Raw genomic sequence first — 23,343 nt, forward strand, 5'->3', positions numbered from 1 at the left:
AGGTTTTTATTTTACGTCTTTCATGGTTAATCCAATCCGCTTCTTCTGCAAATCCACACTGAGTACCTTCACATCCACGATGTCTCCCACGCTCAGTACCTCCAGCGGGTGTTTAATATACCGATCGGTAATCTGAGAAATGTGTACCAGGCCGTCCTGGTGAACGCCGATATCCACGAAAACGCCAAAATCAATGACATTGCGGACGGTGCCCTTCAGTACCATGCCGGGCTTCAGGTCTTTCATTTCCAGCACATCGGTGCGGAGAATGGGCTTCGGCATCTCGTCCCGGGGATCCCGTCCCGGCTTTTCCAGCTCTTTTACGATATCCCGCAGGGTCAGCTCGCCGATTTCCAGCTTCTCTGCCAGATGCTTATAGTCATGAATCTTGGCAGACAGTCCCTTGACGCCGCCCTTTTTCAGGTCGTCTGTGGTATATCCCATGGTGGTCAGCAGCTTCTCTGCGCTGGCGTAGGACTCGGGGTGTACGCTGGTGGTGTCCAAGGGGTTTTTGCCCCCTGTAATGCGCAGGAAGCCCGCGCACTGCTCAAAGGCCTTTGGACCCAGCTTTGCTACTTTCAGGAGCTCTCTGCGGCTGGTGAAATGGCCGTTTTCCTCCCGGTAGGCTACGATATTCTTTGCCAGTGTCTTGCTGATGCCGGACACGTATTCCAGAAGGGGGGCCGAGGCCGTATTCAGATCCACTCCAACCCTGTTTACACAATCTTCCACCACGCCGGACAGGGCCTCGCCCAGCTTCTTCTGGTTCATGTCATGCTGGTACTGGCCCACGCCGATGGAACGGGGATCGATTTTGACCAGCTCCGCCAGCGGATCCTGTAAACGGCGGGCGATGGACGCTGCGCTGCGCTGTCCCACGTCAAAGTTCGGAAATTCCTCCGTGGCCAGCTTGCTGGCGGAATAGACCGAGGCTCCGGCCTCGTTTACGATGACGTAGCGCACCGGTGCGGGCAGCTCCCTGATGAGCTCCACAATGACCTGCTCGGACTCCCGGGAGGCCGTTCCGTTGCCCACAGAAATCAGGGTAATGCCGTATTTGGCAATGAGCTTCTTCAGCACCGCCTTGGCCTCTGCAACCTTATTCTGGGGCGCAGTCGGGTAAATGACCACCGTATCCAGCACCTTGCCGGTGGCGTCCACCACGGCCAGCTTGCATCCGGTACGGAAGGCCGGATCCCAGCCCAGCACCACCTGTCCCACGATGGGCGGCTGCATCAGAAGCTGCTTTAAATTCTTTCCAAAGACGCTGATGGCTCCATCTTCGGCCTTTTCCGTCAGCTCGCTTCGGATTTCCCGCTCAATGGAGGGCGCGATCAGGCGGCTGTAGCTGTCCGCAATGACAGCTTTCAGAGTCGGCGACGTATGGGGATTGTCCCGCAGGATGACCTTCTTCTCCAGGTAGCGCAGGATGCGTTCCTCCGGCGCTTCCACCCGGACGGTCAGCACCTTCTCCGCCTCGCCCCGATTCAGGGCCAGGATCCGGTGTCCCGCCGCCTTTTTCACAGGCTCTTCGTAGTGATAATACATCTCATAGACCGTCTGCGCCTTCTCATCCTTGGCCTCGGACAGCAGCTGTCCCTCGTCAAAGGTGGCCTTCCGGATATAGGCGCGATAGTCTGCCTCGTCGGAGATAGCTTCCGCCAGGATATCCCCGGCTCCCGCGATGGCGTCCTCCGCGGTCAGCACGCCCTTCTCTTCAGAAATATACGCTGTCGCTTCTTCCGCCAGCGGCTTTTTGGTCATCTGCAGCCGCAACACGTCCGCCAGCCCCTCCAGTCCCTTCTCCTTCGCAATGGTAGCCCGGGTACGCCGCTTGGGCCGGTAGGGACGGTACAGGTCGTCCACAGCCACCAGGGTCTCCGCCGCCAGAATCTGATTTTTCAGCTCCTCCGTCAGCTTGCCCTGCTCCTCGATGCTGCCCAGCACCTGATTCTTCTTATCCTCCAGTCCCCTGAGGTAATTCAGCCGCTCGTAAAGATTCCGCAGTACCTCGTCGTTCAGGGAACCGGTGGCTTCCTTTCGATAACGTGAAATAAAGGGAATGGTATTTCCTTCGTCGATGAGCTTCACCGCAGCCTCGACCTGCCAGCGCTGAACGCCCAGCTCTTCCGTCAGTTTCTTTAAAATATCCATGCTGTTCTCTCCTTTTCAATGCCCTTATTATACGAAAAAAGCCCTTTGGCCGCAAGAAGGATTTGTCTTTCCCGCCCGGCTGTGATACTATAATCTTTCAGGAGGATTTACTATGGAACAATATAATGAACAACCGAATTTTGATTTTAACCCTTATTCCAATCCCTATAAAAAGAAGCCGAATAAGATGGCAAACCTTTCGCTGCTCTTCGGCGTACTGTCGCTGCTCTCTGTGATCAGCATTTATTTTATCTATTTCGCCCTGCCCCTTGGATCTTTAAGTATTCTCTTCGCCCATCTGTCCAAGGGCGACGGTTACCGGCTGCCCGGAAAGTCCTTGGGCGCTGCTATCACCTCTGTGTTCGCCATTCTGCTGGCTCTGGTGATCCTGGTGCTGGGCTTCTACTTCGCCATCCGGCTCTTCGGCCTGGAGACCCTGATGGATCCGGACGCTTTGCAGAAGGCCATCACAGATCTTTATTCCAATCTGTCCACGCAGATTCCCACAGGAGGTAACGCCTTATGATGAAGCCAAAAGAAATCCGCCGCCAGGCCCGTATCTCACTGGAGGGGAATTACTTTTTTGCCGTAAATCTGACCATCAGCCTGACCCTGTTTACCATGGCGCTGACTCTGCTGCTCCAGTCCAGCAATCTGGCTGTCTCTGCCCGCAGCTTCGACCAGGCCCTGTTCTGGATCTTAACTGTCATCGTCACCATCCTGTCAGCACTTCTGAGCGTGGGTCTGATTCGTTTTCTGTATTCCCTCTGCCTGAAGAAACCGGTGGTACAGCCCGGTATGCTTTTTTACGCCTTCCGCATGCAGCCGGATACCTTTATTCTCACCTTTGTATTCCGATATCTGGTGTCCTATATCTGGTTCGCCCCGGCGCTGTACTTTTACCTGCAGCTGCCTCTTGCTGTGGATCCGACCGCCATTCCGCCGGAGCTGCCCGCCCTGCTGGCCCGCGTGGCTGCCTGCGGCCTGGCCGCTCTGATTCCGGCGGTGCTCTGCTCTCTGCCCTGGTGTCTGACGGTCTTTGTCCTGCTGGATGATCCGGACTGCTCCCCCGCGGAAGCTCTCCGTACCAGTCGCATTCTCATGCAGGGACAGTATCTCCGGGTACTCCGCCTCTGGCTGGGCTTTCTGCCCCTGTACCTGCTGTCTCTGACCTCCATGGGCATCGGACTTCTCTGGGTGCGTCCCTATTTCTATGTGAGCATGGGTCACCTGTACCTGGAGCTTCGCGGCGACCGGGCAGAGGTCTGTTAAAATCCTGTACACCTCTGTTTGGGATATGATATAATATCGCTGGACATTATGTCCTGCCGGACGGCATCCAAAGCGGAGCGCCATCTCCGAAGGATATGTTATGTTAAAAAATATAAAGGAGCGCATGAAAATGGAAATTACCAAAGATATCAAGTATGTCGGCGTCAACGACCATGATGTGGATCTTTTTGAAGGGCAGTACGTGGTTCCTAACGGCATGGCATACAATTCCTATGTCATCCTGGACGAAAAGATCGCCGTTATGGACACGGTGGACGCCCATTTCAAGCAGGAATGGCTGGATCAGATCCGGACTCTTCTGGGCGACCGGCATCCCGATTACCTGATCATTCAGCACATGGAGCCGGATCACTCTGCCAATATTGCCGCGTTCATGGAACTTTACCAGGACACCACCGTGGTATCCAGCGCCAAGGCGTTTACCATGATGAAACAGTTCTTCGGCACCGATTATCCGGAGCGCCAGATCGTGATCAAAGAGGGATCCACCCTTTCTCTGGGCAGGCATACCCTGGCCTTCGTGGCTGCGCCCTTGGTTCACTGGCCCGAGGTTATGGTCACCTACGACACCTGCGATAAAGTACTGTTCTCCGCAGACGGTTTCGGTAAATTCGGCGCCCTGGATGTGGAAGAGGACTGGGCCTGCGAGGCGCGCCGCTACTACATCGGCATCGTAGGCAAATTCGGCGCGCAGGTGCAGAACCTGTTGAAGAAAGCTGCTGCCCTGGATATCCAGACCATCTGCCCCTTACATGGACCGATTCTGAAGGAAAATCTGGGCTATTATCTGAGCCTCTATAACACCTGGTCCTCCTACCAGCCTGAGGACGACGGCATCGTCCTTGCCTATACTTCTGTCTACGGCCACACCAAAGAAGCTGTGGACCTGCTGGCCGACAGGCTGCGTGAAAAGGGCTGCGCCCACGTGGTAGTCCACGATCTGGCCCGTACCGATATGGCCGAGGCCGTGGAGGACGCCTTCCGCTACAGCAAGCTGGTATTGGCCACCGTCACCTACAATGGAGGCATCTTCCCCTACATGCGTGATTTCATCGAGCATCTGACCGACCGGAACTACCAGAACCGCACCGTGGCCTTCATGGAAAACGGTTCCTGGGCTCCCACAGCTGCCAGGGGCATGAAGAGCCTCCTGGAGAACAGCAAGAACCTGACCTTCGCGGAGCATACCGTCCGTATCCTGTCCGCGCTCAGCGACGAAAGCCGCGCACAGGTGGATGCACTGGCCGATGAGCTGTGTCAATAAGCTTCTCCATTCCCTTAATAAAATTAGCTCCCGGGCGTCGTGCCCGGGAGCTTTTCTGTTACCTGTGTAAGATAATAATCAATCTTCCAGTCCGAAAGCGTCATGCACTGCATTGACTGCTCTCTCCGCGTCCTTCTCGTTGATCAGAACGGTGATACGGATCTCGGATGTGGAAATCATGTTGATGTTGATATTCTCATTGAACAGAGCCTCGAACATTTTCGCTGCCACGCCCGGGTTAGACATCATACCGGCACCTACGATGGAGACCTTTACCACTTCCTTGTTGCAGGAAATGCTCTTTGCGCCTACGCGGGCCATGTTGTCCTCGATGATCTTCACTGCCTGGTCTGCCTCGTCGCGGGATACGGTAAAGGAGATATCCTTGCTGTTCTCACGTCCGATGGACTGCAGGATCACGTCCACATTGATGCCCTCTTTTGCCAGAATATTGAAGAGACGGAAGGCCATACCCGGCTCATCCTTCAGACCAATGACTGAAATTCTGGCTGTATTCTTATCCAGCGCTACGCCGCTGATTAACATTCTTTCCACGCTCGTTTCCTCCTTAACTACAGTTCCTTCGTGATCATTTAAACTGGAGCGTACCACCAGCTGTACGCCGTATTTCTTTGCCATCTCCACGGAACGATTGTGCAGAACGCCTGCGCCAAGGGTCGCCAGATCCAGCATTTCATCATAGGTAATCTCATCCAGCTTGCGGGCCTTCGGTACGATACGCGGATCGGCTGTATATACACCGTCCACGTCCGTGTAGATCTCGCAGGCGTCCGCATGCAGAGCTGCCGCCAGCGCTACGGCTGTGGTATCGGAGCCGCCGCGGCCCAGTGTGGTATAGTTGTCGTATTTATTCACGCCCTGGAAGCCGGTCACAATGACGATACGGCGGTGCTCCAGCTCGTGCATGATGCGGTCGGTATCGATACGCTTCAGACGGGCGTTGCCATGTACCCGGGTGGTGTGCATCCGGACCTGGAACGCATTCAGGGATACCGCCGGGATATCCATGGTATCAAAAGCCATGGCCATCATGGCTACAGAAATCTGCTCTCCGGTGGTCAGCAGCATATCCAGCTCCCGCTTGGGCGGGTTCGGATTGATGTCCTTTGCCTTGGCAATCAGCTCGTCTGTGGTCTTGCCCATTGCGGAAAGAACCAGCACGATGTCGTTGCCCTTCTTGAAATCCTCTGCGCATCTTCGCGCCACATTCATGATGCGCTCCTTATCGCCTACAGAGGTTCCGCCAAATTTTTTCACTATCAGCATTGCTATTTCTCCTCAAACAGTTTGTCAATCAGCTCGTAGCCGTGCATCACTTCGATGCCGCCCGCCCGCGCCGCCTTTTCATTGTATACGCCCGCGCCACCCCCGGAGGTCTTTCTGCTGTCATAGAGCAGATAGGGAATGGGATCGCTGGTATGGGTCCGCACGCAGATCGGGGTCGGGTGATCCGGCAGAATCATCATCCGGTAATCCTCGCCGGAGGCGTCCAGAGCCTCTTTCAAATGGGCAATCAGACGCTGATCCAGATATTCGATGGCCTGGACCTTACGCTCTACGCTTCCCTGGTGGCCCATCTCATCGGGAGCCTCCACATGGACATAGACAAAGTCATAGCCCTCCTTCAAAAGCACGTCTGCGGCCGCCTGGGCCTTGCCCTCATAATTGGTGTGAAGCTGGCCGTTGGCCCCCTCCACTTCGATATTTTTCATGCCTGCTCCCACGGCGATGCCCTTCAGAAGGTCTACCGCGGAAATCATGGCGCCCTTTTTGTGATTCTTCTCTTCAAAAGAGCTTAAAGCGGGACGGGTGCCCGCACCCCAGAACCAGCAGGAGTTGGCCGGATTCAGGCCTCTGGCCTTCCGCTCCAGATTGATGGGATGCTTTGAGAGAATCTCATAACTCTTCTTCTGCATCTCCCGGAGAACCGGATCCGACGGCAGATGATCGCCCACCTTCTGTCCCAGCACATCGTGGGGCGGAGTCAGCTCTACCACGCTGCCTTTCTCCCAGATCAGCAGATGACGGTAGCTGGTTCCCACATAGAAATGATAGGTATCATTTTCCAGTTCCTTCCGAACTGCATCCAGCAGAATCGCCGCGTCCTCGGTACTGATCTCGCTGGAGCTGTGATCGATGATGGTCTTTTCTTCGTAAGGCTCGTCGCCATCGGATACCGTAATCAGATTCGTCCGCAGAGCGATGTCATCGGGCTTCATATCCACGCCGATGCTTAAGGCCTCCAGGGGAGAACGTCCTGTATAATACTGCTTCGGATCATAACCCAGTACCGAAAGGTTCGCCGTGTCGCTGCCTGGCTTCATGCCCTCGGGAATGGTATGGGCCAGCCCGATCTCAGACTGCTTCGCCAGTTCGTCCATGGTCGGAGTCTGCGCGTATTCCAGGGGTGTCTGCCCCTCCAGGGCCTCGATAGGCTCATCGGCCATACCGTCGCCCAGTACAATCACATACTTCATAGCCGTCTATCCCTCCACACGAATGCGGTTCAAAACAGCGTCGGTTTTCGCGGCGCGCTCCGCGTACTCTGCTTCGCTAAGCTCACCGGTCACAAAGCCGAATTCACCAGCGACACCTGCGTCCACGACCTCAACCGGTCCAAACAGCGCTTCCATAGCCACTGCGTCCGCTTTCGCGTCGCCTTTGACACGCACCAGGAAGCGTCTCTTATCATCCCTGGTATCGCCCAGCTCCAGCTTTTCCCCGCTCCAGTAAAAGCCCAGGTTCTCACCCAGGTTTTTCGCTGCGTCCACCACGTCGGCAGCTACGGCACTGGCGGTGGGAAGCTTTCCTGCCCCGCTTCCGTAGAACATGGAATCGCCCAGCATATTACCCTCTACGAAAATGGCATTGAATACGCCGTTCACGCTGTACAGCGGGTTCGCCGCATCGATGAGGAAGGGCGCTACCATGGCGTAATACTTGCCGTCCGCTTCTTTTTTGCTCATGGCCAGAAGCTTGATCACACGGCCTAATTTATCGGCATACCGGATATCCTCGGCTGTCACCTTCGTGATACCCTCGGTATAAATATCTTCAAAGTCTACTCTCTGTCCGCTGACCAGAGAAGTCAGGATGGCGATCTTACGGCAGGCGTCATGGCCTTCCACATCCGCCTCCGGATTCCGCTCCGCGTAGCCCTTCTCCTGGGCATCCTTCAGGGCGTCATCGAAGTTCGCTCCGTGGTAGGTCATATTGGTCAGAATATAATTGGTGGTTCCGTTCAGGATACCGCTGATCTCCACGATTTCGTCTGCGGTCAGACAGGTCTGCAGGGGACGGATGATGGGAATGCCGCCGCCCACGCTGGCCTCGAAGAGATAGTTCAGGTTCTTATCCTTCGCAATCTGCAGAAGCTCCGCTCCGTGAGCTGCCACCAGCGCTTTGTTGGAGGTACACACGCTCTTGCCTGCCAGCAGGCATCTCTTTGTAAAGGTATACGCAGGCTCCACGCCCCCCATAACCTCTACTACTACTTTTACCTCGGGATCATTTACAATGGTCTCGAAATCATGAACCAGTACCTGCTCCACCGGGTCTCCCGGAAACTCCCGCAGATCCAGAACATACTTGATATTTACCTCCTGACCCACGCGCTTGGCAATACTCTCCCGGTTGGTCTTCAGTACTTCTACGACTCCCGATCCGACGGTGCCGTAGCCCATGACTGCTATCTGAATCATCTTTCTGTACTCCTTCGTCTTTTACTCTCTTGCAAGAATTTTCAGATAGTGAATGCCCTGCTGGCTCTCTATCTGATCGATCATCGACGATACATCTCCCGTAGTGGGTAAGATATCCACCGTCAGGGTCAGAGAGGCCACTCCGTTGATGGGAATGGTCTGATGAATCGTCAATACGTTTCCCTTGTAGTCCGCAATGGTCTTCAGAACCAGGGACAGCAGCCCGGGCTCGTCGTCCATCTGCAATACAAAGGTAATACTTTTTCCCTTGGAATTGTCATGAAAGGGAAAAATATCATCTTTATATTTATAGAAGGAACTCCGGCTGATGCCCACCTGCTCGGTGGCCTCCTGCACGGTAATGGCCTTGGAAGAATCCAAAAGCCGCTTGGCCTCCACCACTTTCAGAAGTACCTCGGGAACTGCCTTCTGGGTCACAACAAAATACTTGCTCTTTTCTGACATCTTTTCCCTCCATGTTCGTTATCCAGAAACACTTGTGTGTCTCTCGTGGATCAAACTGTTAGAATCGTACCACACTCTTTAAAAGAATGCAAGCACAAGATGCAGCCGTTTCCGCCTGCATCCTGATTTTTTATTCCTCTTCCGGTTTCACCGTAATCCATTTCAGATAAGCGTTGATGAACGGGTCGATGGCTCCATCCAGCACTGCGTTCACATTGCTGATCTCCTGACCGGTGCGGTGATCCTTCACAAGCGTGTACGGCTGCATCACATAGGAACGGATCTGGTTGCCCCAGCCAATGTCCTTGACCTCGCCCCGGATGCCGGACAGCATCTCCTGATTCTTCTGCTGCTCCAGAAGGTACAGCTTGGCCTTCAGCATCTGCATAGCCTTATCCTTGTTCTGGAACTGGGAACGCTCATTCTGGCACTGTACCACGATGCCCGTGGGCAGATGGGTGATACGGATAGCTGATGAGGTCTTGTTGATATGCTGGCCGCCTGCGCCGCTGGAACGATAGGTATCGATCCGCAGATCCTCGTCCCGGATCTCCACATTGATGTCGCCCTCGATATCCGGCATGACGTCCAATGATACAAAGGAAGTCTGCCGCTTGCCCTGGGCGTTGAACGGGGAGATACGCACCAGACGGTGGACGCCCTTCTCGGACTTCAGATAGCCGTAAGCGTTCTCGCCGTTTACCTGGAAGGTCACGGACTTGATACCCGCCTCGTCGCCGTCCAGGTAGTCCAGTACCTCCACGGTAAAGCCCTTACGTTCTGCCCAGCGGGTGTACATGCGATACAGCATGCCCGCCCAGTCGCAGCTTTCCGTACCGCCTGCGCCTGCGTTCAGCTTCAGAATTGCGTTATTTCTGTCATATTCTCCGGAGAGCAGAGTCTTAATGGTCATGGAATCCAGCTTCGCCGCAAAGGCTTCCAGCTCCGCCTGTACTTCCGGCACCAGCTCCGGATCATTTTCCTCATTGCCCATCTCGATCAGGGTCTCGATATCCTCATACTGCTGCTCCAGGGCATGATAATCCTCTGCCTCGTCCTTTAAGTTCTTCAGCTCCTTCATACCCTCCTGGGACTTCTCCGGGTCGTCCCAGTAGCCGGGAGCTTCCATCTCTCTCTCTAATTCTTCGATCCGCTTTGCCTTGTTAGCCAAGTCAAAGTGAATCCCTCAGTTCTACTAATGGTCCCTGATAGCCGTTCAGTGTATATTTAAACTGATCTAATTCTACCATTTTCCCACCTCTTTCTTTATACAATTCGCGCGCCCGCGCTGCTATTAAGTATAGCAGGGCGGGCGCGCTGACGCAAGAAAAATCTCTGTTTTCCGGCCTTTTCAGGGCCCTTTCCACATTGTTATGCCACGCCGTTATCCTCGGGCATAATCACTGCGGCGATAATGTAGATCAGAAGAGCGGTTCCGCAGCTTCCCAGGGAAAGCAAAGCCCAGAGAATCCGGATCAGGGTGGGATCGATATTCAGGTATTCACCGATTCCTCCGCACACACCGCATATCATTTTATCTGTTGCTGAACGCATTAATTTCTTTGATGTCATAGTCTTATCTCCTTTTCTGTTTTCGATTTCGCATATCGTCTGCGCCTACAGTTCCTGTTTGTGGGATTCTGTCTGTGTTTTATGCTCCCCGTGTGTTCCGGTAAAGGTCACTGTAACCTCTCCGATGCCGCACTCCACATCTATGTCCTTTGCCGCCCCATGATCCACGCTCTCCTCATGGCCGATACCGGAATAATCTCTTTCTCCTATCTGGACAGCGCCAATTCCGCACTCCAGGGTGTAATTATAGTCTGCCTCCGTTCCTTCCGCGCACAGGATCAGCCGCCCGGTTCCACAGTCCACATCCAGCGCATTTCCGCGGAAATACGCCACCTGAAGCTCGCCTGCTCCCACAGAAAGCTCCGCGTCGTCCCCGGCAATCACCCGGTTCACATTTCCCTGTCCGGCTCCCAGATCCATGCTGATATCCTGCGCCTCCAGCCGTTCGGCGGAAAGCACTCCTGCCCCCAGATCGATACTGATTTCTTTCAGCATCCGCTCGGGCAGCAGTACTGTGAGCACCAGTTCCTTTTCCCGGGCGGGCCGCTCGTCCAGCAGTACCAGGGTATCGCCGTCCTCTACGGTTTCCTTAAAATATTTTCCCGGATTTTCTGCCTGCACGGAGATGCTGTCCCCGTCCGCCGCAGCGATCCGCACATCCCCGTAGCGGATATCCAGCTCCAGCGTCTGAATCTCTGTTCCGTAGGGTCCCCCGGAGGTCTGTCCCTTCTGTTTTTTTTCATCCTGTTTTTTTTCACCGTATGTTTCTGTCTCGTATTTCTGGTGTTCAAACCGGGCCGGCTGCCAGGGAGAACCTCCCAGCATCAGGCCGATTCCTATGCCCAGAACTCCCAGTCCTCCAAGAACTGCGGCTGTGATCAGGCATATCTTTGTAAATCGCTTCATTTCTTTGCACCTGCCTTTCTAAAGGGCCAGCTTACGATATTTACCATTCCCTGAATCAGTACCGGAATCACCTTTCTGCATATCCAGAGAATCAGCATAGATACCAGAATCCCCAGGGATATGAGCAGGCAGCCTGCACCGATAGTCAGGATTCCTCCCGCCGGATTTCCGAATAACCACACAATTCCTCTCACCGCCGTAACCATTCCTCCGAGAATCAGAGCGATTCCCGAGACGCCGATACCAAACGCCACCGCCAGAATCCCGATAGCCACTCCGAAGATCGCCACCAGCAGAGCAAATCCCACCGGAATCACGATGGGTCCCAGCAAAATGCAGAGCAGGATAATAGCCAGAACCTTCCAGAAGTTCGTCTGCTTTCGGCCGGGCTTTTCCGCCGCCGTCCTTTCCGCTCCTGCGTACTCCGCCGGAGCCTGCCTCCGTCCCTCAAATCTGGAATCCCGGTAACCCTCCTCGGAGAATTCTCCGTCTTCCTCGGACAGGCCCGCTTTGATTTTCCGGGCCACCTGCTCCGGGCTCACCAGTTCTTCGATGACGGCGGCCTCCCTTTCCGTGCCCGCGTCGTCAAAATAGTCCTCGTAATACTGCAGCGCTTCCTCTCTCTCATTTTCTGAGATATCTGCCAGCAGCTCTTCCAGCCGCCTCATAAACTTTTTTCTGTTCATGCTTCCTCACTCCCCTCGAACAGTCTCGTTATTCTGGAGGAATAAATCTTCCACTCATTTTCATACATGTTCAGCTGAGCAGCTCCAGCCGCTGTGATCCGGTAATACCTGCGGTTCCGCCCTCCGAACTCCATATCATAGGTCTCCAGGCATCCATCCTTCTGCAGTCTCCGCAATACCGGATACAGGGTGGATTCCGATATGTCTATGGCCTGCCGGACGTCCTGTGTGATCTTGTATCCGTAGGTCCCCTGCTGCTCATGGGAGACTACCGCCAGCACAATCGCGTCCAGAAGCGCCGCTCCTGTATTAAAAACCATATGCTTTGCTCCTCACTGTTCCTCATATTATATGCTATATAATATTATAAGATATTCATACTATATATTGTATAATATACTTCTGTCAATAGTATTCATGAATTCTTAATAAACAATACCCTCAAAAATCAGATTTCGTATCCGACCTTTGAGGGTATCTTCTGTATGCTTTTGTATCTTCAGCCCTTTTTCCGATAGCCGGAACGGATCAGCCATTTCTGGTCTATCTTCCGTACGCCGTCCTGAAACCGGATATGCAGATTCACTGCCCCTGTCTTTTGCTCCACCTTCTCGATCAGGCCGTGTCCGAACTTGGGATGAGCCACCTGTTCCCCGACCCGGTACCGAACCACGCTGTCTTTGGACTTTTTATGCTCCTGCTCCCGCCGATACCGGTCCCGCAGGGGAACCGTCTTATCATGGATGGGATTCTTCAGCGTTTTCTCATAATCATGCTTCATTAGAGCCTCGCCCGCCTTGTAGTAGGGCGTGGGGGCTGCTCCCACCAGGGAGCAGCAGTACTTCCAGGCGCTGCCGTGGGTGCCGGGCTGCCACTGGTACTGCTTCGGAATCTCCATGTGGTACTGCATATAATGGGCATACTCGTGGCGGTAAAGATCCGTCCGCTCCTCCTTGCTCAGAGGACGCTTCACCGCATAGCCGATAAAGAGCAGGGAAAAATGAAAATGCTCTTTCTCCCGGTGACTGCTCCGGGTATAGGATCCCAGACAGTCCCGGTCCAGGCCAAAGGTAATGGGTACCTTCGCTCCCTCCAGATGGAACTTCCGGTCAAGCTGTTCGTACAGGGCCCGAATCTGCGCCCGCAGCACCGGAATCTCTTTTTCCAGATTCGCTGTTAAAAATGTCGTATCTTCCATAGTCATGTTTCCTTCATAAAACGAGACAAAATACGCCTCACGAATTTGACTCGTTGTTCACGTAAATCACAGCTGATGCTCCCGCACCATCTTCCGATAGGTATGTACAAAATACAAAATCTCTGCCGCTGATGTGATGGTCCATGAGAAAAAGTACAGCAGATAAAGGGACGGAATCGTATGGAAATACGCGAATATTGTGTAAATCCATGTGATTCGGAATACACAGGAGCCCAGAATCACGATAATAGTCGGTGCCACGCTCTTTCCCAGTCCTCTGGAGGCCGCGATACTGCAATCCATAAAGGCGGAAATGGCATAGGAAAAGCACATGATCCGGATACGCTGCATTCCCACATCGATGACCGCCCGCTCTGTGGCAAAGAGGCCTAAAAACTGCCGTCCGAACACAAAGAGCAGACTGCCCAGCAGAGCTCCCGCCACAGAGGAGTAGAACAGACTGATAAAGTAGCTCTTCAGCACCCGTTTCCGCTGTCCGGCTCCCCGGTTCTGTCCCATGAAGCTGGTGCAGCCGGTGTAAAAGGCGTACATCACATTGAAAATCAGGGAATCCGCATTGGTAGCGGCCGCATTGCCCGATACAGTCACTGCGTCAAAGGTATTCACGCCCACCTGTACAAAGATATTGGCAATGGCGAAGATGGCGTTCTGGATGCCTGCCGGAATTCCGATGAAAAGTACATTCTGAGCCGCGTCCATACTGAGCCGCAGCCTGGCGAACCGGAATTTACAGGCCTCATTCCGATACATCAGATGTATCAGGATCAGAATGGCCGACAGGTACTGGGAAATGGCGCTGGCCAGAGCTACGCCCTCCGCCGCCATGTGACAACGGATGACGAAAAACAGATTCAGTATCACATTGATCACGCCCGCGATGGCCAGATACAGCAACGGGTGCTTTGTATCCCCGGAGGCACTCATAACACCGTTTCCGAAGTTATAGATTCCCATGGCCGGCATACCGAAGGCATAGATCCGCAGATAAAGAATCGCGCCATCTATGAGCTCCTCCTTGGTATTCATCAGGGTCAACATTCCATCCGCAAAGAAAAAGCAGATGCCCCCTGCCAGAAGTCCGATAAACGCGCAGAGCAGGAAGGACGTATGGATGGTCCGATCCACTGCCTTTTCATCTCCGGCTCCCAGCCCCAGGGCTGTCTGCACATTGACGCCGCTTCCCATACCGATAAGGAAACCCGTAAACAGGGTTACCAGCAAAGTCGTGGAGCCCACGGATCCCAGCGCCCGGTAGTCCGCGAATCGGCCAACCACCGCCACATCGCTCAGATTAAACATGACCTCCAGCACCTGTGAAAACATCAGGGGTACGCTGAAGAGAAAGATATTTTTCCACAGGGAACCCTGTATCATCTGGATTCCGCCTGTCTTTTTTCTCTTATCATTACTCATATATACTTTTTTCCCATTCTTTTGTAAATACCCTTATTTTCTTATTTTATCTCATATTTTTAATGCTTCTCTATGTAACTATGCTATACTATATTGAAACTGAACTTCAAAAAAAGGAAGAGGGAACTCTCTTATGCAACGCATTGATTTTGAACATGGCTCCATTCGAAGTAATATTCTGAACGCGGCCCTGCCCATGCTGGTGGCTCAGCTTCTGAGCCTTCTTTATAATATCGTAGACCGTATTTACATCGCCCGTATTCCGGAGACCGGCACCGCGGCCCTGGGAGCTGTGGGACTCTGCTTTCCTATCGTCATCCTGATCACTGCCTTCAGCAATCTCTTCGGCACCGGAGGCGCGCCCCTGTTCTCTATCGCGCGGGGACAAAAGAATACCGTACAGGCTGGAAAAATCCTGAACACTTCCTTTTTTCTGCTGTCGGTATGCTCCCTGCTCCTGATGATCCTGGGATTTTTATTCGCCCGTCCGCTCCTGGTTCTGTTCGGCGCTTCCGACCAGGCCCTGGTCTACGCTTATCCCTATCTGATGATTTATCTGCTGGGCACGTTTCCTTCCATGATCGCCACCGGCATGAATCCCTTTATCAATGCGCAGGGATACTCCACCGCCGGTATGCTCTCTGTGGTCATCGGCGCAGCAGCCAATCTGGTTCTGGATCCGCTGTTTATCTTCGTCTTCCATCTGGGCGCTCCGGGAGCGGCCATTGCCACCGTCCTGTCCCAGCTTCTTTCCGCCGCCTTTGTGCTGTACTTTCTCCGCAGAAAAGCCGAATATCCGATCCGGCTTCTTTCCCGGGAGGAACTGGCCTCGGTGGGCTCCTGCGCCGGGGACATCGTAAGCCTGGGAACCGCAGGCTTTATCATGCAGCTCACCAACAGTCTGGTCAGCATCTGCTGCAACCATGTGCTGGCCATCACCGGCGGCGATATCTATATTTCTGTCATGACTATTATCTCCAGTATCCGCCAGATGGTGGAGACACCCATCTATGCCATCACAGAGGGCTCCTCTCCCATCATCAGCTATAACTACGGAGCACGGAGGCCGGAACAGGTGAAGCAGGCCGGGTACACCATGGCTCTGATGGCCCTCATCTATACCCTGGGCATGTGGCTGGTGATTCTGTTCGCGCCTCACTTTCTCATCGGAATCTTCAGTTCAGATTCCAGTCTGCTGGCCGACACCATTCCGTCCATGAAGCTCTATTTTTCGGCCTTTATCTTCATGCTGCTCCAGTATGTGGGCCAGACCATGTTTAAGTCTCTGAATCTGAAGCGGCAGGCAGTCTTTTTCTCTCTCCTTCGGAAGGTGGTCATCGTGGTTCCGCTGACTTATCTTCTGCCCTACGCCCTGGGTCTTGGGACGGACGGCGTCTTTCTGGCCGAGCCGGTCTCCAATGTGCTCGGCGGTACTCTGTGTTTTACCGTCATGCTTCTGACCGTAAAGCGTCAGCTTACCCGCATGCGTTCCTGAATCTCCCGCCACCGGGGCATCTGCCCGTCCAGATAAGTCTTTCCAAGAAATTGAATTGTTTCTGTCATTTGTTTCCGGACCTCTTATTCCACATGTATCTCTTCTTTCAGGCAGAAAGAATAGATGATCTTCTCCTTCACCCGTTTTCCGGTGAGACGCTCCAGAGTCAGCTGATAATAATCCAGCTGCTTCTTATATTTTTTCAGAAGTTCTCCACCGTCTTTCACGAAATCGGTCTTGTAATCCACAACCACGATCTCGTTTTCTCCATTTCCATCTTTCTCATAAAACCAGGCGTCGATGATTCCCTGAATCAGCACCGGCTCGTCGCTCCCGCAGTCAATCTCCAGCTCACGCGCGGGCATCTGAATCACAAAGGGCTGCTCTGTATGGAATTCCTCCCGATCCCGGGCTGCGCTCATGCGCTTCGCCAGGGGAGTCTGGGCAAAGGCATAGATATCGTAGGGGCGCACCATGTCCGCCTGCTCCCGGGTCATACGTCCTTCCTCCACCAGCCGCTCCAGGCCTTCCTTCACCTTTTCCGAATGGTACAGTCCCCGGAAATCCAGACACTCCAGTGCCCGGTGATAAGCCGTACCTCTGGCGGCTCCGCTGACCGGTTCCCTGTCCGACATGAAACGCGGGATATAGGGAACGATGTCCTCCGCCGGATAAAGCAGGGTATCCTCGTCTTCCTCTTCGGTCTGACCCATTTTTTTCAGCTCAGATACACTGAATTTGCCCCGCAGGGAAATGTCCGCCTGCCACGGATATACATAAGACAACTGCTCCTCCAGAAGCTTCGCGTACCCTTCGTCCGCTCCCGGAAGCTCCTCCGGCCGAAGGAATACCTCCTTCTGCGCTTCCTTCACCATCTGCTGTGCCAGAGAGTCCTGGATCTGCCCCTCCAGCGCCACTTCTTTTACCGCAAAGGGGCTCTTCTCCGATCCTGCTGCCGCCGGAAGCACCCAGTCCAGGTAGGTTCCGGCCGTGGAAATAGCCCGGAAGGACAGGGTTTTCCGCATTTTTTCCTCCAGTTTTGCCGCGCTTCCCAGAAGAATCAGTTTTTCCTTCGCTCTGGTAAATGCCACATAAAGGACCCGCAGCTCCTCACCCAGCATCTCCAGATCCAGGGCTTTTTGCAGTACACGCTTGGGCAAAGAAGCTGTCCGGGTACGAAGGGCCGTATCCACCCAGTCTACGCCTATGCCCAGCTCCGGGTGAATCACGACCCGGCTCCGGATATCCTGCCGGTTAAAGCTTTTGCCAAGTCCGGCCACAATGACGATGGGGAATTCCAGACCTTTACTCTTGTGAATGGTCATAATGCGGACCGCGTCCTCATTTTCACCCAGAATACCAGCCTCACCAAAGTCCTCATTATAGCTCTGGAGCTGTTCCATATATCGCACAAAATGAAACAAGCCCCGGTAGCTGGTTTTCTCAAAGGCAATGGCCCGCTCGATGAGCATCCGCACATTGGCCTCCCGCTGGGCTCCCGCAGGCTCCGCCGCCAGATAATCGCCGTAACCGGTGGTCTTAAGGAGTTCCTCGATAAGTTCGTGGATGGGGAGGAATTCGGCGCGCTGGCGGTAGGTACGGAGGTTCGTGTAAAAATTACGCAGTTTATTTTGGATTTGTAAGTCTATCTTACACTCTGATTCCTGTTCTTCTTCTGCATACTTTCTGCATGCCTCATGAAACTTCACATCCGGATACGCACTCTTAATTTTCGCCAGCTCCACATCCGTAAATCCGCCAATCATAGATTTCAGCACCGCTGCCAGCGGAATATCCTGCCGCGGATTGTCCACGATACGAAGCAGATTCAAAAGCGTCTGAATTTCAATGGTCGTAAAATACCCCGTCCTGGATTCCGTATGGGCCGGGATGCCCGCTGCGTTCAGTACCCGGGCGTAGACATCCCCCCAGCCGGTCAGGCTACGAAGCAGAATCACCACATCTCCATAACGCACCGGTCGGAACTCTCCCGTATCCCGATCCCAGACCTTTCCCTCCGCCATCATCTGACGGATACGGTCGGCTGCCGCATGGGCTTCCAGCTCCCGATCGGTCAGTTCAGCCTGGTCGGCGTCTTCTGTCCCGGGCAGGGAGTCTTTATTTTTCTCTAATAATAGCAGTTCCGGTACATTGACTCCCTCCTCCGGCTCCGGCATCTCAGCTCCCAGATACAGCGCTGCCGCACTGTCGTAAGTAATACCGCCTACAGCCTCTGTCATCAGTTTTTCAAAGACATCATTCGTCCCATCCAGTACCTCTCTCCGGCTTCGGAAGTTCTTATGCAGATCGATCCGAATCTCTGCCGCGTCATCTGACCGGGGATAGGTCTGGTATTTCTCCATAAAAAGCTCCGGCCTTGCCAGACGGAAGCGATAGATGCTCTGTTTCACGTCTCCCACCATGAACACATTGGGAACGCCCTGCCCCTTACTTACACTGTTCAAAATAATCTCCTGAATCAGATTACTGTCCTGGTACTCATCAATCATAATCTGTGCGTACCTGGCGGACAGTTCCTTCGCTGCATCCGTCGGCACGATCTTCAGCTTTCCATCTCCATCTGTCTCTACATCCTCCACCAGAATTTCCAGAGCCAGATGCTCCAGATCCGGAAAGTCTGCCAGGTTCTTCAGCCTCTTTTTTTCCTGATACCGGTCTGCAAATTCCGCCGTCAGGGAAAGCAGCACCTCTGTAGTTGGCGCAGCTTTCTGAATTATATCCAGCACACCCTCCAGAGACAAATTGAAGAACTTTTCTTTCAGATCCTTCAAACTCTTTTTCATGCCCTCACGAAAGGTTTTGATCTGATTCTTCCGCTCCTCCTCCACATTCGGATCCTTCTTTGTGGAAAGACGCGCAAAGGAAAGGCTCTCCAGTCGCTGTCGGATCGCTTCAAAGTCCCGACAGCTTCCAAGCTCCTGTACCTGTATTAAATCTGTCTGTACCGTATCCTCATACATATAAGGGCCGCCCGGCAGTCTGCAGACATCGATCATCCGGTAAAGCTCCTGCTCCAGATCAGCGAACGTGTGTTTTACATAATTCACCAGAAACTGCATCCACGGACCCGCTTCCAGTTTTTCTTCCGTTTTCGCCTGATAAGGCTCCATACACTCCGCAAGCCAGCGCTTGGGATAGGGATAGCTGACCGCGAACTCGTAGAGCTGCAAAATCAGAGCTTCGATGACCGCATCATTCTTTCCGGTGGCATAGGCCTCCACGAACTCTGTGAACCGTGCCCGTTCCTCCTGATCCTCCGCAGCGTAATGCTCCTCCAGAAGCTCCCGCACCACGTCGCCCTTCAGCAGCTTCAACTCCCCCTCGTCCCCGATGCGGAACGCCGGATCCAAATCAATCTGATGAAAATAATTTCGAATCACATACTGGCAGAAGCTGTCAATGGTGGTAATCTGGGCGCTGTGAATCAGGGTCTGCTGCTTCTGCAGATGCTCATTTTCCGGATCTGCCTCCAGACGCTTCTCCAGGGCCAGCCCCACTCGCTCACGCATCTCCGCCGCTGCGGCTTTCGTAAAGGTCACTACCAGAAGCCGATCCACATCCAACGGCTCTTCGTTCTCGCCTTCGCCGCAGACCAGAGAAAGAATCCGTTCCACCAGAACTGCCGTTTTACCGGAACCGGCTGCCGCAGAAACCAGCACATTTTTATTTCTCACATCAATGACTTTTTTCTGTTCCTCGGTCCATCTGACGCTCACAGCTCTTCCTCCTCTATCCGCTTCCAGATTTCATCATCCCCGAAAATGGGCAGTCTCCGCCTGTGAAAGCCCTCTGTCTTACTGTCCAGTCCGCAGACGCTGCTGTAAGCACAGTAATCGCAGGCCGTCTTTCCCTTCAGTTCGTATGGATTCACGTCCATCCGGCCATCCAGCACCTCTGATCCAATCTTCTGGACTTTTTGATTGACATAACGTGAAAGTGCCGCAAATTGTTCGCCGCTGGCCACCGGCGAACCGGCACGCAGGGAACCATCTTTATTATAAGCGATGGGCAGTACCTGGGAACGTCCCGGCATGGACTGATCGAGGCGCTTAATAATCTCCGGATCCCCATTGATAAGCCCATTCGGCTTCAGCTTCTCCAGCACCCGGGCTGTTACATCTGCCTCTTCTCCGTCTGTATCCAGTACCGGATCCTGAATCTGATAATACAATACGCCGGCCGGAAGCACTTCCTTATCCGGATGCTCCTTTTTCACCAGTTCCATGGCAGCATTCAGATAAATCACCAGCTGCAGCTGCAGTCCGTGGTACAACGACAACAGCTGAAACGACGTATTCCCGGACTTATAATCGATGACCTTCACATACACGTGCTCCTCGTCCTCGCAGGTATCCACCCGGTCGATCCGCCCCCGAAGCTTCAGCCGCTCCTCCGGCGATAATTCGATATTGACAGCTTCCAGATCCGACACGCCGGAAAAGGAAATCTCATAGTTCTCCGGCGAAAACAGCCCTTTTCGAATCTGTTCCCCCAGCGCCCAGACTGTCCGCTTCAGAATCCGGGCCATCCGACGAATCATATAATTGTTGCGGGCTGTACTATTCAATACCGTATTGCCATAATCTACGGTCAGAGAAGCCAGACATTCTTCCACCCATTCATCCGCCACTTCTCTGGGCAGCGTCTTCCAGGTATAGTCGCTGGCATCCAGCTTCTTCGAGAAGGCCTCCAGGGTCTCATGGAAAATATTTCCCATATCCACAGGCGCAAACTCATACTGCTCCCGCTCGGACAGCTTCAGGCCATACATGAGGAAATGAGCGTAAGCACAGGCTGCGTATTGCTCCAGTCGGGTCACACTGTTCTCCAGCACCGTCCCGTACAATGCATGGGCCACCGCCTTGCCGAGCCGCGTGTCCTGATGAGCCGAAAAGGCTCCGTCCAGAAGCTGTGCCAGCTTCTCCTCATACTGTTCCTGCCTGGCATACCAGCGGTACAGCTCGTAGAACTGCGCGCTGCCCCGGCCTTCACGGTATTCCTTCAACCCTTGGATCAGCAGACGCACGCCTTCCCGCTCCGTCCGCGGGAGTCCATTGGTTTTCTGCGCCGTCTCCTGCTTTAACTCAAGCTCCGGGAAAAGTCTTCTCATCACATTGATCAGATAGGACGGGCGGAGAGCCTTCCCGCCACTGTCCAGCAGGGTACAGGAGAGATAAAGCTCATCAGAAGGCTTTGTCAGATTCAGGTACAGATAAAACCGCTGGATATATCCCTGTTCCCGCACGGTCGGGGCCAGCTCCATGCCGGAACCCCGCAGCTGTTCCCGCTCCATATCCGATAAAAGGCCGCCTCTGGAATTATTCTTCGGTACGCTGCCCTCATTGACCCCCAGGAAAAAGAGAACCTTCACATCCTTCAAACGGGTACGCTCCATATCACCGGCCATGACCTGATCGACCCCGGGCGGGATCACGCCGACCCGGGCCTCCGCAAAACCGGCCTCCAAAATCTCCGTATACTCCCGAATGGTCAGTTCTTCCTCACCCAGCAGATCCACCAGCTTATCCAGCAAATCCATCAGAATACCGTAAATCTGATGATACTCCTTGGCCAGCACCTGATTATGTTCCCGCTTGAATCGTTCCTCAAAAACGGCCAACCTCCCCTGGATGCCCTTTTTCGCAATCAATTCATAGAGCGCTGTCGTCCTGGTACGGACATCCACCGCTTTTTTCTGCTGTATTTTCACAAAGGGAAGCAAGTCCTCTGCCACTCTTGCCCGGTAACTGTCGATCTGCTCCAGCTCTTCTTCCGTGAGTCCTTTATAACTACGAATGAAACGCTCTTCCCACTTTTTCGCGCCCCGAATCCCCAACGCCAGTACATAATTTTCCAGCAGATCCACCTCTTCCGGCTCCATGCCGGACAGACCGCTCCGCAGATACCGGAACACCGATTCGTAAGAAAAATCCTGCTCTGCGATCTCCAACAGTGCCCGGATGAATTCTACAAAAGGATTCTTCAGAATACTGCGCTTATTGTCCAGGAAGCAGGGGATCTCATAGTCCGCCAATACCCGCTCCAGCACCGGGCTGTAGCTTTCCATGTCGCCGGTAATCAGGGCGAAATCCCGGTAGTGATAATCCTTTTCCCGAATCAACTCCCGGATCTGACCCGCTGCCCAGGCTACTTCCTCCTCGGGATTTTTGAGAACGTGAAGGCTGATCTGACCGGAATTCTGCGGATACTGCTGCCACCGCAGCCGGAACAGATTCTGCTCGAGCCACTGTAGCTCGCCTCCTGCCGCGAACCGACTCTTATCCCCGGGATGTACCCAGACAGGCTCTTCTTCCTTTACATCTGCTTCCTGAGCCAGCCGCTTCAATCCCGCCACAGTCTTTTTACTCAGATAAAATAGCTGGTGCTCCCCTTCCACACAATAAGGGTTTTCCCGCCGGTCGATGGTCACCGTCACTATGACCTTCTTTGCGTACAGCATCAGCTTCTGCATCAACATATTCTGAATGGGTGTGAAACCGGTAAAACCATCCAGCACGATGACGCTCTCCCGGATCATCTGCGACCGCTCCGCCACCCGGCACAACACCTCCAGTAGCTCCTCCGCCGTAATATACTGATCCGCCAGATAGGCGTGAAACGCCTTGTAAAGCACCTGTACATCGCATAGTTTATAATATAGATGAGGCTTCCCCTTACTCTTCTCCAGGAAATCCGCCAGCATCTCTTCCGTCACTGCGTACTGGGTCAGCTCGGAAATCAGTGATTTAATCTCACTGATATACCCCATTTTCTTCAGATTCCCACCGAGGACCTTCAGTTCCCCTTTTCTCTCCTGGGCGATTTTCCGCAACACCAGATTCTTACCGGTCTCCTCCAGTACCTTTCCCACCCGGGTTCCGGTCTCCTCAAACACCCGGTAAGCCAGCCGCTGAAAGCTCAGAATATCAATATTCAGGATACCGCCGTCCGGATGCAGCCGCACCAGCTCCTTCTGGGTCTGCATGGTAAACTGCTCCGGCACGATCACCAGATAGCTTTGATCCGGATGCCGGATGGAATCCTCGATCACACTCCGAAATAAAGTATAAGATTTTCCCGCGCCGGAATTACCGAAAATGAATTGCAGGGACATGGTGTTCTCCTTCCTTGCT

18 protein-coding genes are annotated in these 23,343 nt (G+C 53.7%); 4 read left to right on the forward strand and 14 right to left on the reverse strand.

Going from position 1 to position 23,343, the window contains the following annotated elements; translation table 11 throughout:
- Positions 1 to 6: 6 nt before the first annotated feature.
- Entirely contained in the window at positions 7 to 2,154 is a 2,148-nt protein-coding gene (locus H8S44_RS00120) for a Tex family protein (RefSeq protein ID WP_186872978.1), read from the reverse strand.
- Positions 2,155 to 2,266: 112 nt separating this feature from the next.
- Here H8S44_RS00120 and H8S44_RS00125 point away from each other — a divergent pair, with 112 nt between their 5' ends.
- From H8S44_RS00125 to H8S44_RS00135, 3 genes are all read left to right on the forward strand, one after another.
- Positions 2,267 to 2,680, forward strand: coding sequence for a hypothetical protein (locus H8S44_RS00125; RefSeq protein ID WP_186872977.1), 414 nt, complete (start codon positions 2,267 to 2,269; stop codon positions 2,678 to 2,680).
- Complete coding sequence (locus tag H8S44_RS00130) at positions 2,677 to 3,426, forward strand: DUF975 family protein (RefSeq protein ID WP_186872976.1); 750 nt, start codon at positions 2,677 to 2,679, stop codon at positions 3,424 to 3,426. Before H8S44_RS00125 ends, H8S44_RS00130 begins: the two co-directional genes overlap by 4 nt.
- A gap of 130 nt (positions 3,427 to 3,556) precedes the next feature.
- The gene (locus H8S44_RS00135) at positions 3,557 to 4,711 is read left to right on the forward strand and encodes an FprA family A-type flavoprotein (RefSeq protein WP_186872975.1); all 1,155 of its coding nucleotides are present in this window, start codon (positions 3,557 to 3,559) and stop codon (positions 4,709 to 4,711) included.
- A 78-nt stretch (positions 4,712 to 4,789) separates the two neighbouring features.
- Here the strand turns inward: H8S44_RS00135 and H8S44_RS00140 are convergent, their stop codons facing one another.
- From H8S44_RS00140 to H8S44_RS00190, 11 genes are all read right to left on the reverse strand, one after another.
- On the reverse strand, positions 4,790 to 5,998 hold the full coding sequence (locus tag H8S44_RS00140; protein ID WP_186872974.1) for an aspartate kinase: 1,209 nt from the start codon (positions 5,996 to 5,998) through the stop codon (positions 4,790 to 4,792).
- 2 nt (positions 5,999 to 6,000) lie between these two features.
- Complete coding sequence (locus tag H8S44_RS00145; protein WP_186872973.1) at positions 6,001 to 7,209, reverse strand: cofactor-independent phosphoglycerate mutase; 1,209 nt, start codon at positions 7,207 to 7,209, stop codon at positions 6,001 to 6,003.
- A gap of 6 nt (positions 7,210 to 7,215) precedes the next feature.
- On the reverse strand, positions 7,216 to 8,433 hold the full coding sequence (locus H8S44_RS00150) for a homoserine dehydrogenase (protein WP_186872972.1): 1,218 nt from the start codon (positions 8,431 to 8,433) through the stop codon (positions 7,216 to 7,218).
- Positions 8,434 to 8,454: 21 nt separating this feature from the next.
- A complete protein-coding gene (locus H8S44_RS00155) occupies positions 8,455 to 8,898 on the reverse strand; it encodes an ACT domain-containing protein (RefSeq protein ID WP_186872971.1) in 444 nt (147 codons plus the stop codon).
- Between the two features lie 130 nt (positions 8,899 to 9,028).
- Positions 9,029 to 10,148 (reverse strand): peptide chain release factor 2 gene (prfB, locus tag H8S44_RS00160; protein WP_408609360.1). Its coding sequence is split into 2 segments (ribosomal slippage): positions 9,029 to 10,072 and positions 10,074 to 10,148, totalling 1,119 coding nucleotides; the frame shifts between segments, so codons are not numbered across the junction.
- A gap of 121 nt (positions 10,149 to 10,269) precedes the next feature.
- Positions 10,270 to 10,470, reverse strand: a complete 201-nt coding sequence (locus tag H8S44_RS00165; protein ID WP_186872969.1) for a PspC domain-containing protein — start codon at positions 10,468 to 10,470, stop codon at positions 10,270 to 10,272.
- A 45-nt stretch (positions 10,471 to 10,515) separates the two neighbouring features.
- Positions 10,516 to 11,376, reverse strand: a complete 861-nt coding sequence (locus H8S44_RS00170) for a DUF4097 family beta strand repeat-containing protein (protein WP_186872968.1) — start codon at positions 11,374 to 11,376, stop codon at positions 10,516 to 10,518.
- A complete protein-coding gene (locus H8S44_RS00175) occupies positions 11,373 to 12,062 on the reverse strand; it encodes a DUF1700 domain-containing protein (protein WP_186872967.1) in 690 nt (229 codons plus the stop codon). The genes H8S44_RS00170 and H8S44_RS00175 overlap by 4 nt, the downstream gene beginning before the upstream one ends.
- Positions 12,059 to 12,382 (reverse strand): PadR family transcriptional regulator, encoded by a 324-nt coding sequence (locus H8S44_RS00180; RefSeq protein WP_186872966.1) that lies wholly within the window; start codon positions 12,380 to 12,382, stop codon positions 12,059 to 12,061. Before H8S44_RS00180 ends, H8S44_RS00175 begins: the two co-directional genes overlap by 4 nt.
- A gap of 179 nt (positions 12,383 to 12,561) precedes the next feature.
- Positions 12,562 to 13,266, reverse strand: a complete 705-nt coding sequence (locus tag H8S44_RS00185; RefSeq protein WP_408609361.1) for a hypothetical protein — start codon at positions 13,264 to 13,266, stop codon at positions 12,562 to 12,564.
- Positions 13,267 to 13,326: 60 nt separating this feature from the next.
- Positions 13,327 to 14,694 (reverse strand): MATE family efflux transporter, encoded by a 1,368-nt coding sequence (locus H8S44_RS00190; protein ID WP_186872964.1) that lies wholly within the window; start codon positions 14,692 to 14,694, stop codon positions 13,327 to 13,329.
- A gap of 133 nt (positions 14,695 to 14,827) precedes the next feature.
- Between H8S44_RS00190 and H8S44_RS00195 the strand changes: the two genes are divergently transcribed.
- Positions 14,828 to 16,189 (forward strand): MATE family efflux transporter, encoded by a 1,362-nt coding sequence (locus H8S44_RS00195; protein WP_186872963.1) that lies wholly within the window; start codon positions 14,828 to 14,830, stop codon positions 16,187 to 16,189.
- Between the two features lie 83 nt (positions 16,190 to 16,272).
- Here the strand turns inward: H8S44_RS00195 and addA are convergent, their stop codons facing one another.
- Positions 16,273 to 19,926, reverse strand: a complete 3,654-nt coding sequence (gene addA / locus H8S44_RS00200) for a helicase-exonuclease AddAB subunit AddA (RefSeq protein WP_186872962.1) — start codon at positions 19,924 to 19,926, stop codon at positions 16,273 to 16,275.
- Positions 19,923 to 23,324, reverse strand: a complete 3,402-nt coding sequence (addB, locus tag H8S44_RS00205; RefSeq protein WP_186872961.1) for a helicase-exonuclease AddAB subunit AddB — start codon at positions 23,322 to 23,324, stop codon at positions 19,923 to 19,925. Before addB ends, addA begins: the two co-directional genes overlap by 4 nt.
- Positions 23,325 to 23,343: the final 19 nt, after the last annotated feature.

Origin of the sequence: Anaerosacchariphilus hominis (assembly GCF_014290175.1) — a bacterium.
Lineage (GTDB): Bacteria > Bacillota > Clostridia > Lachnospirales > Lachnospiraceae > Laedolimicola > Laedolimicola hominis.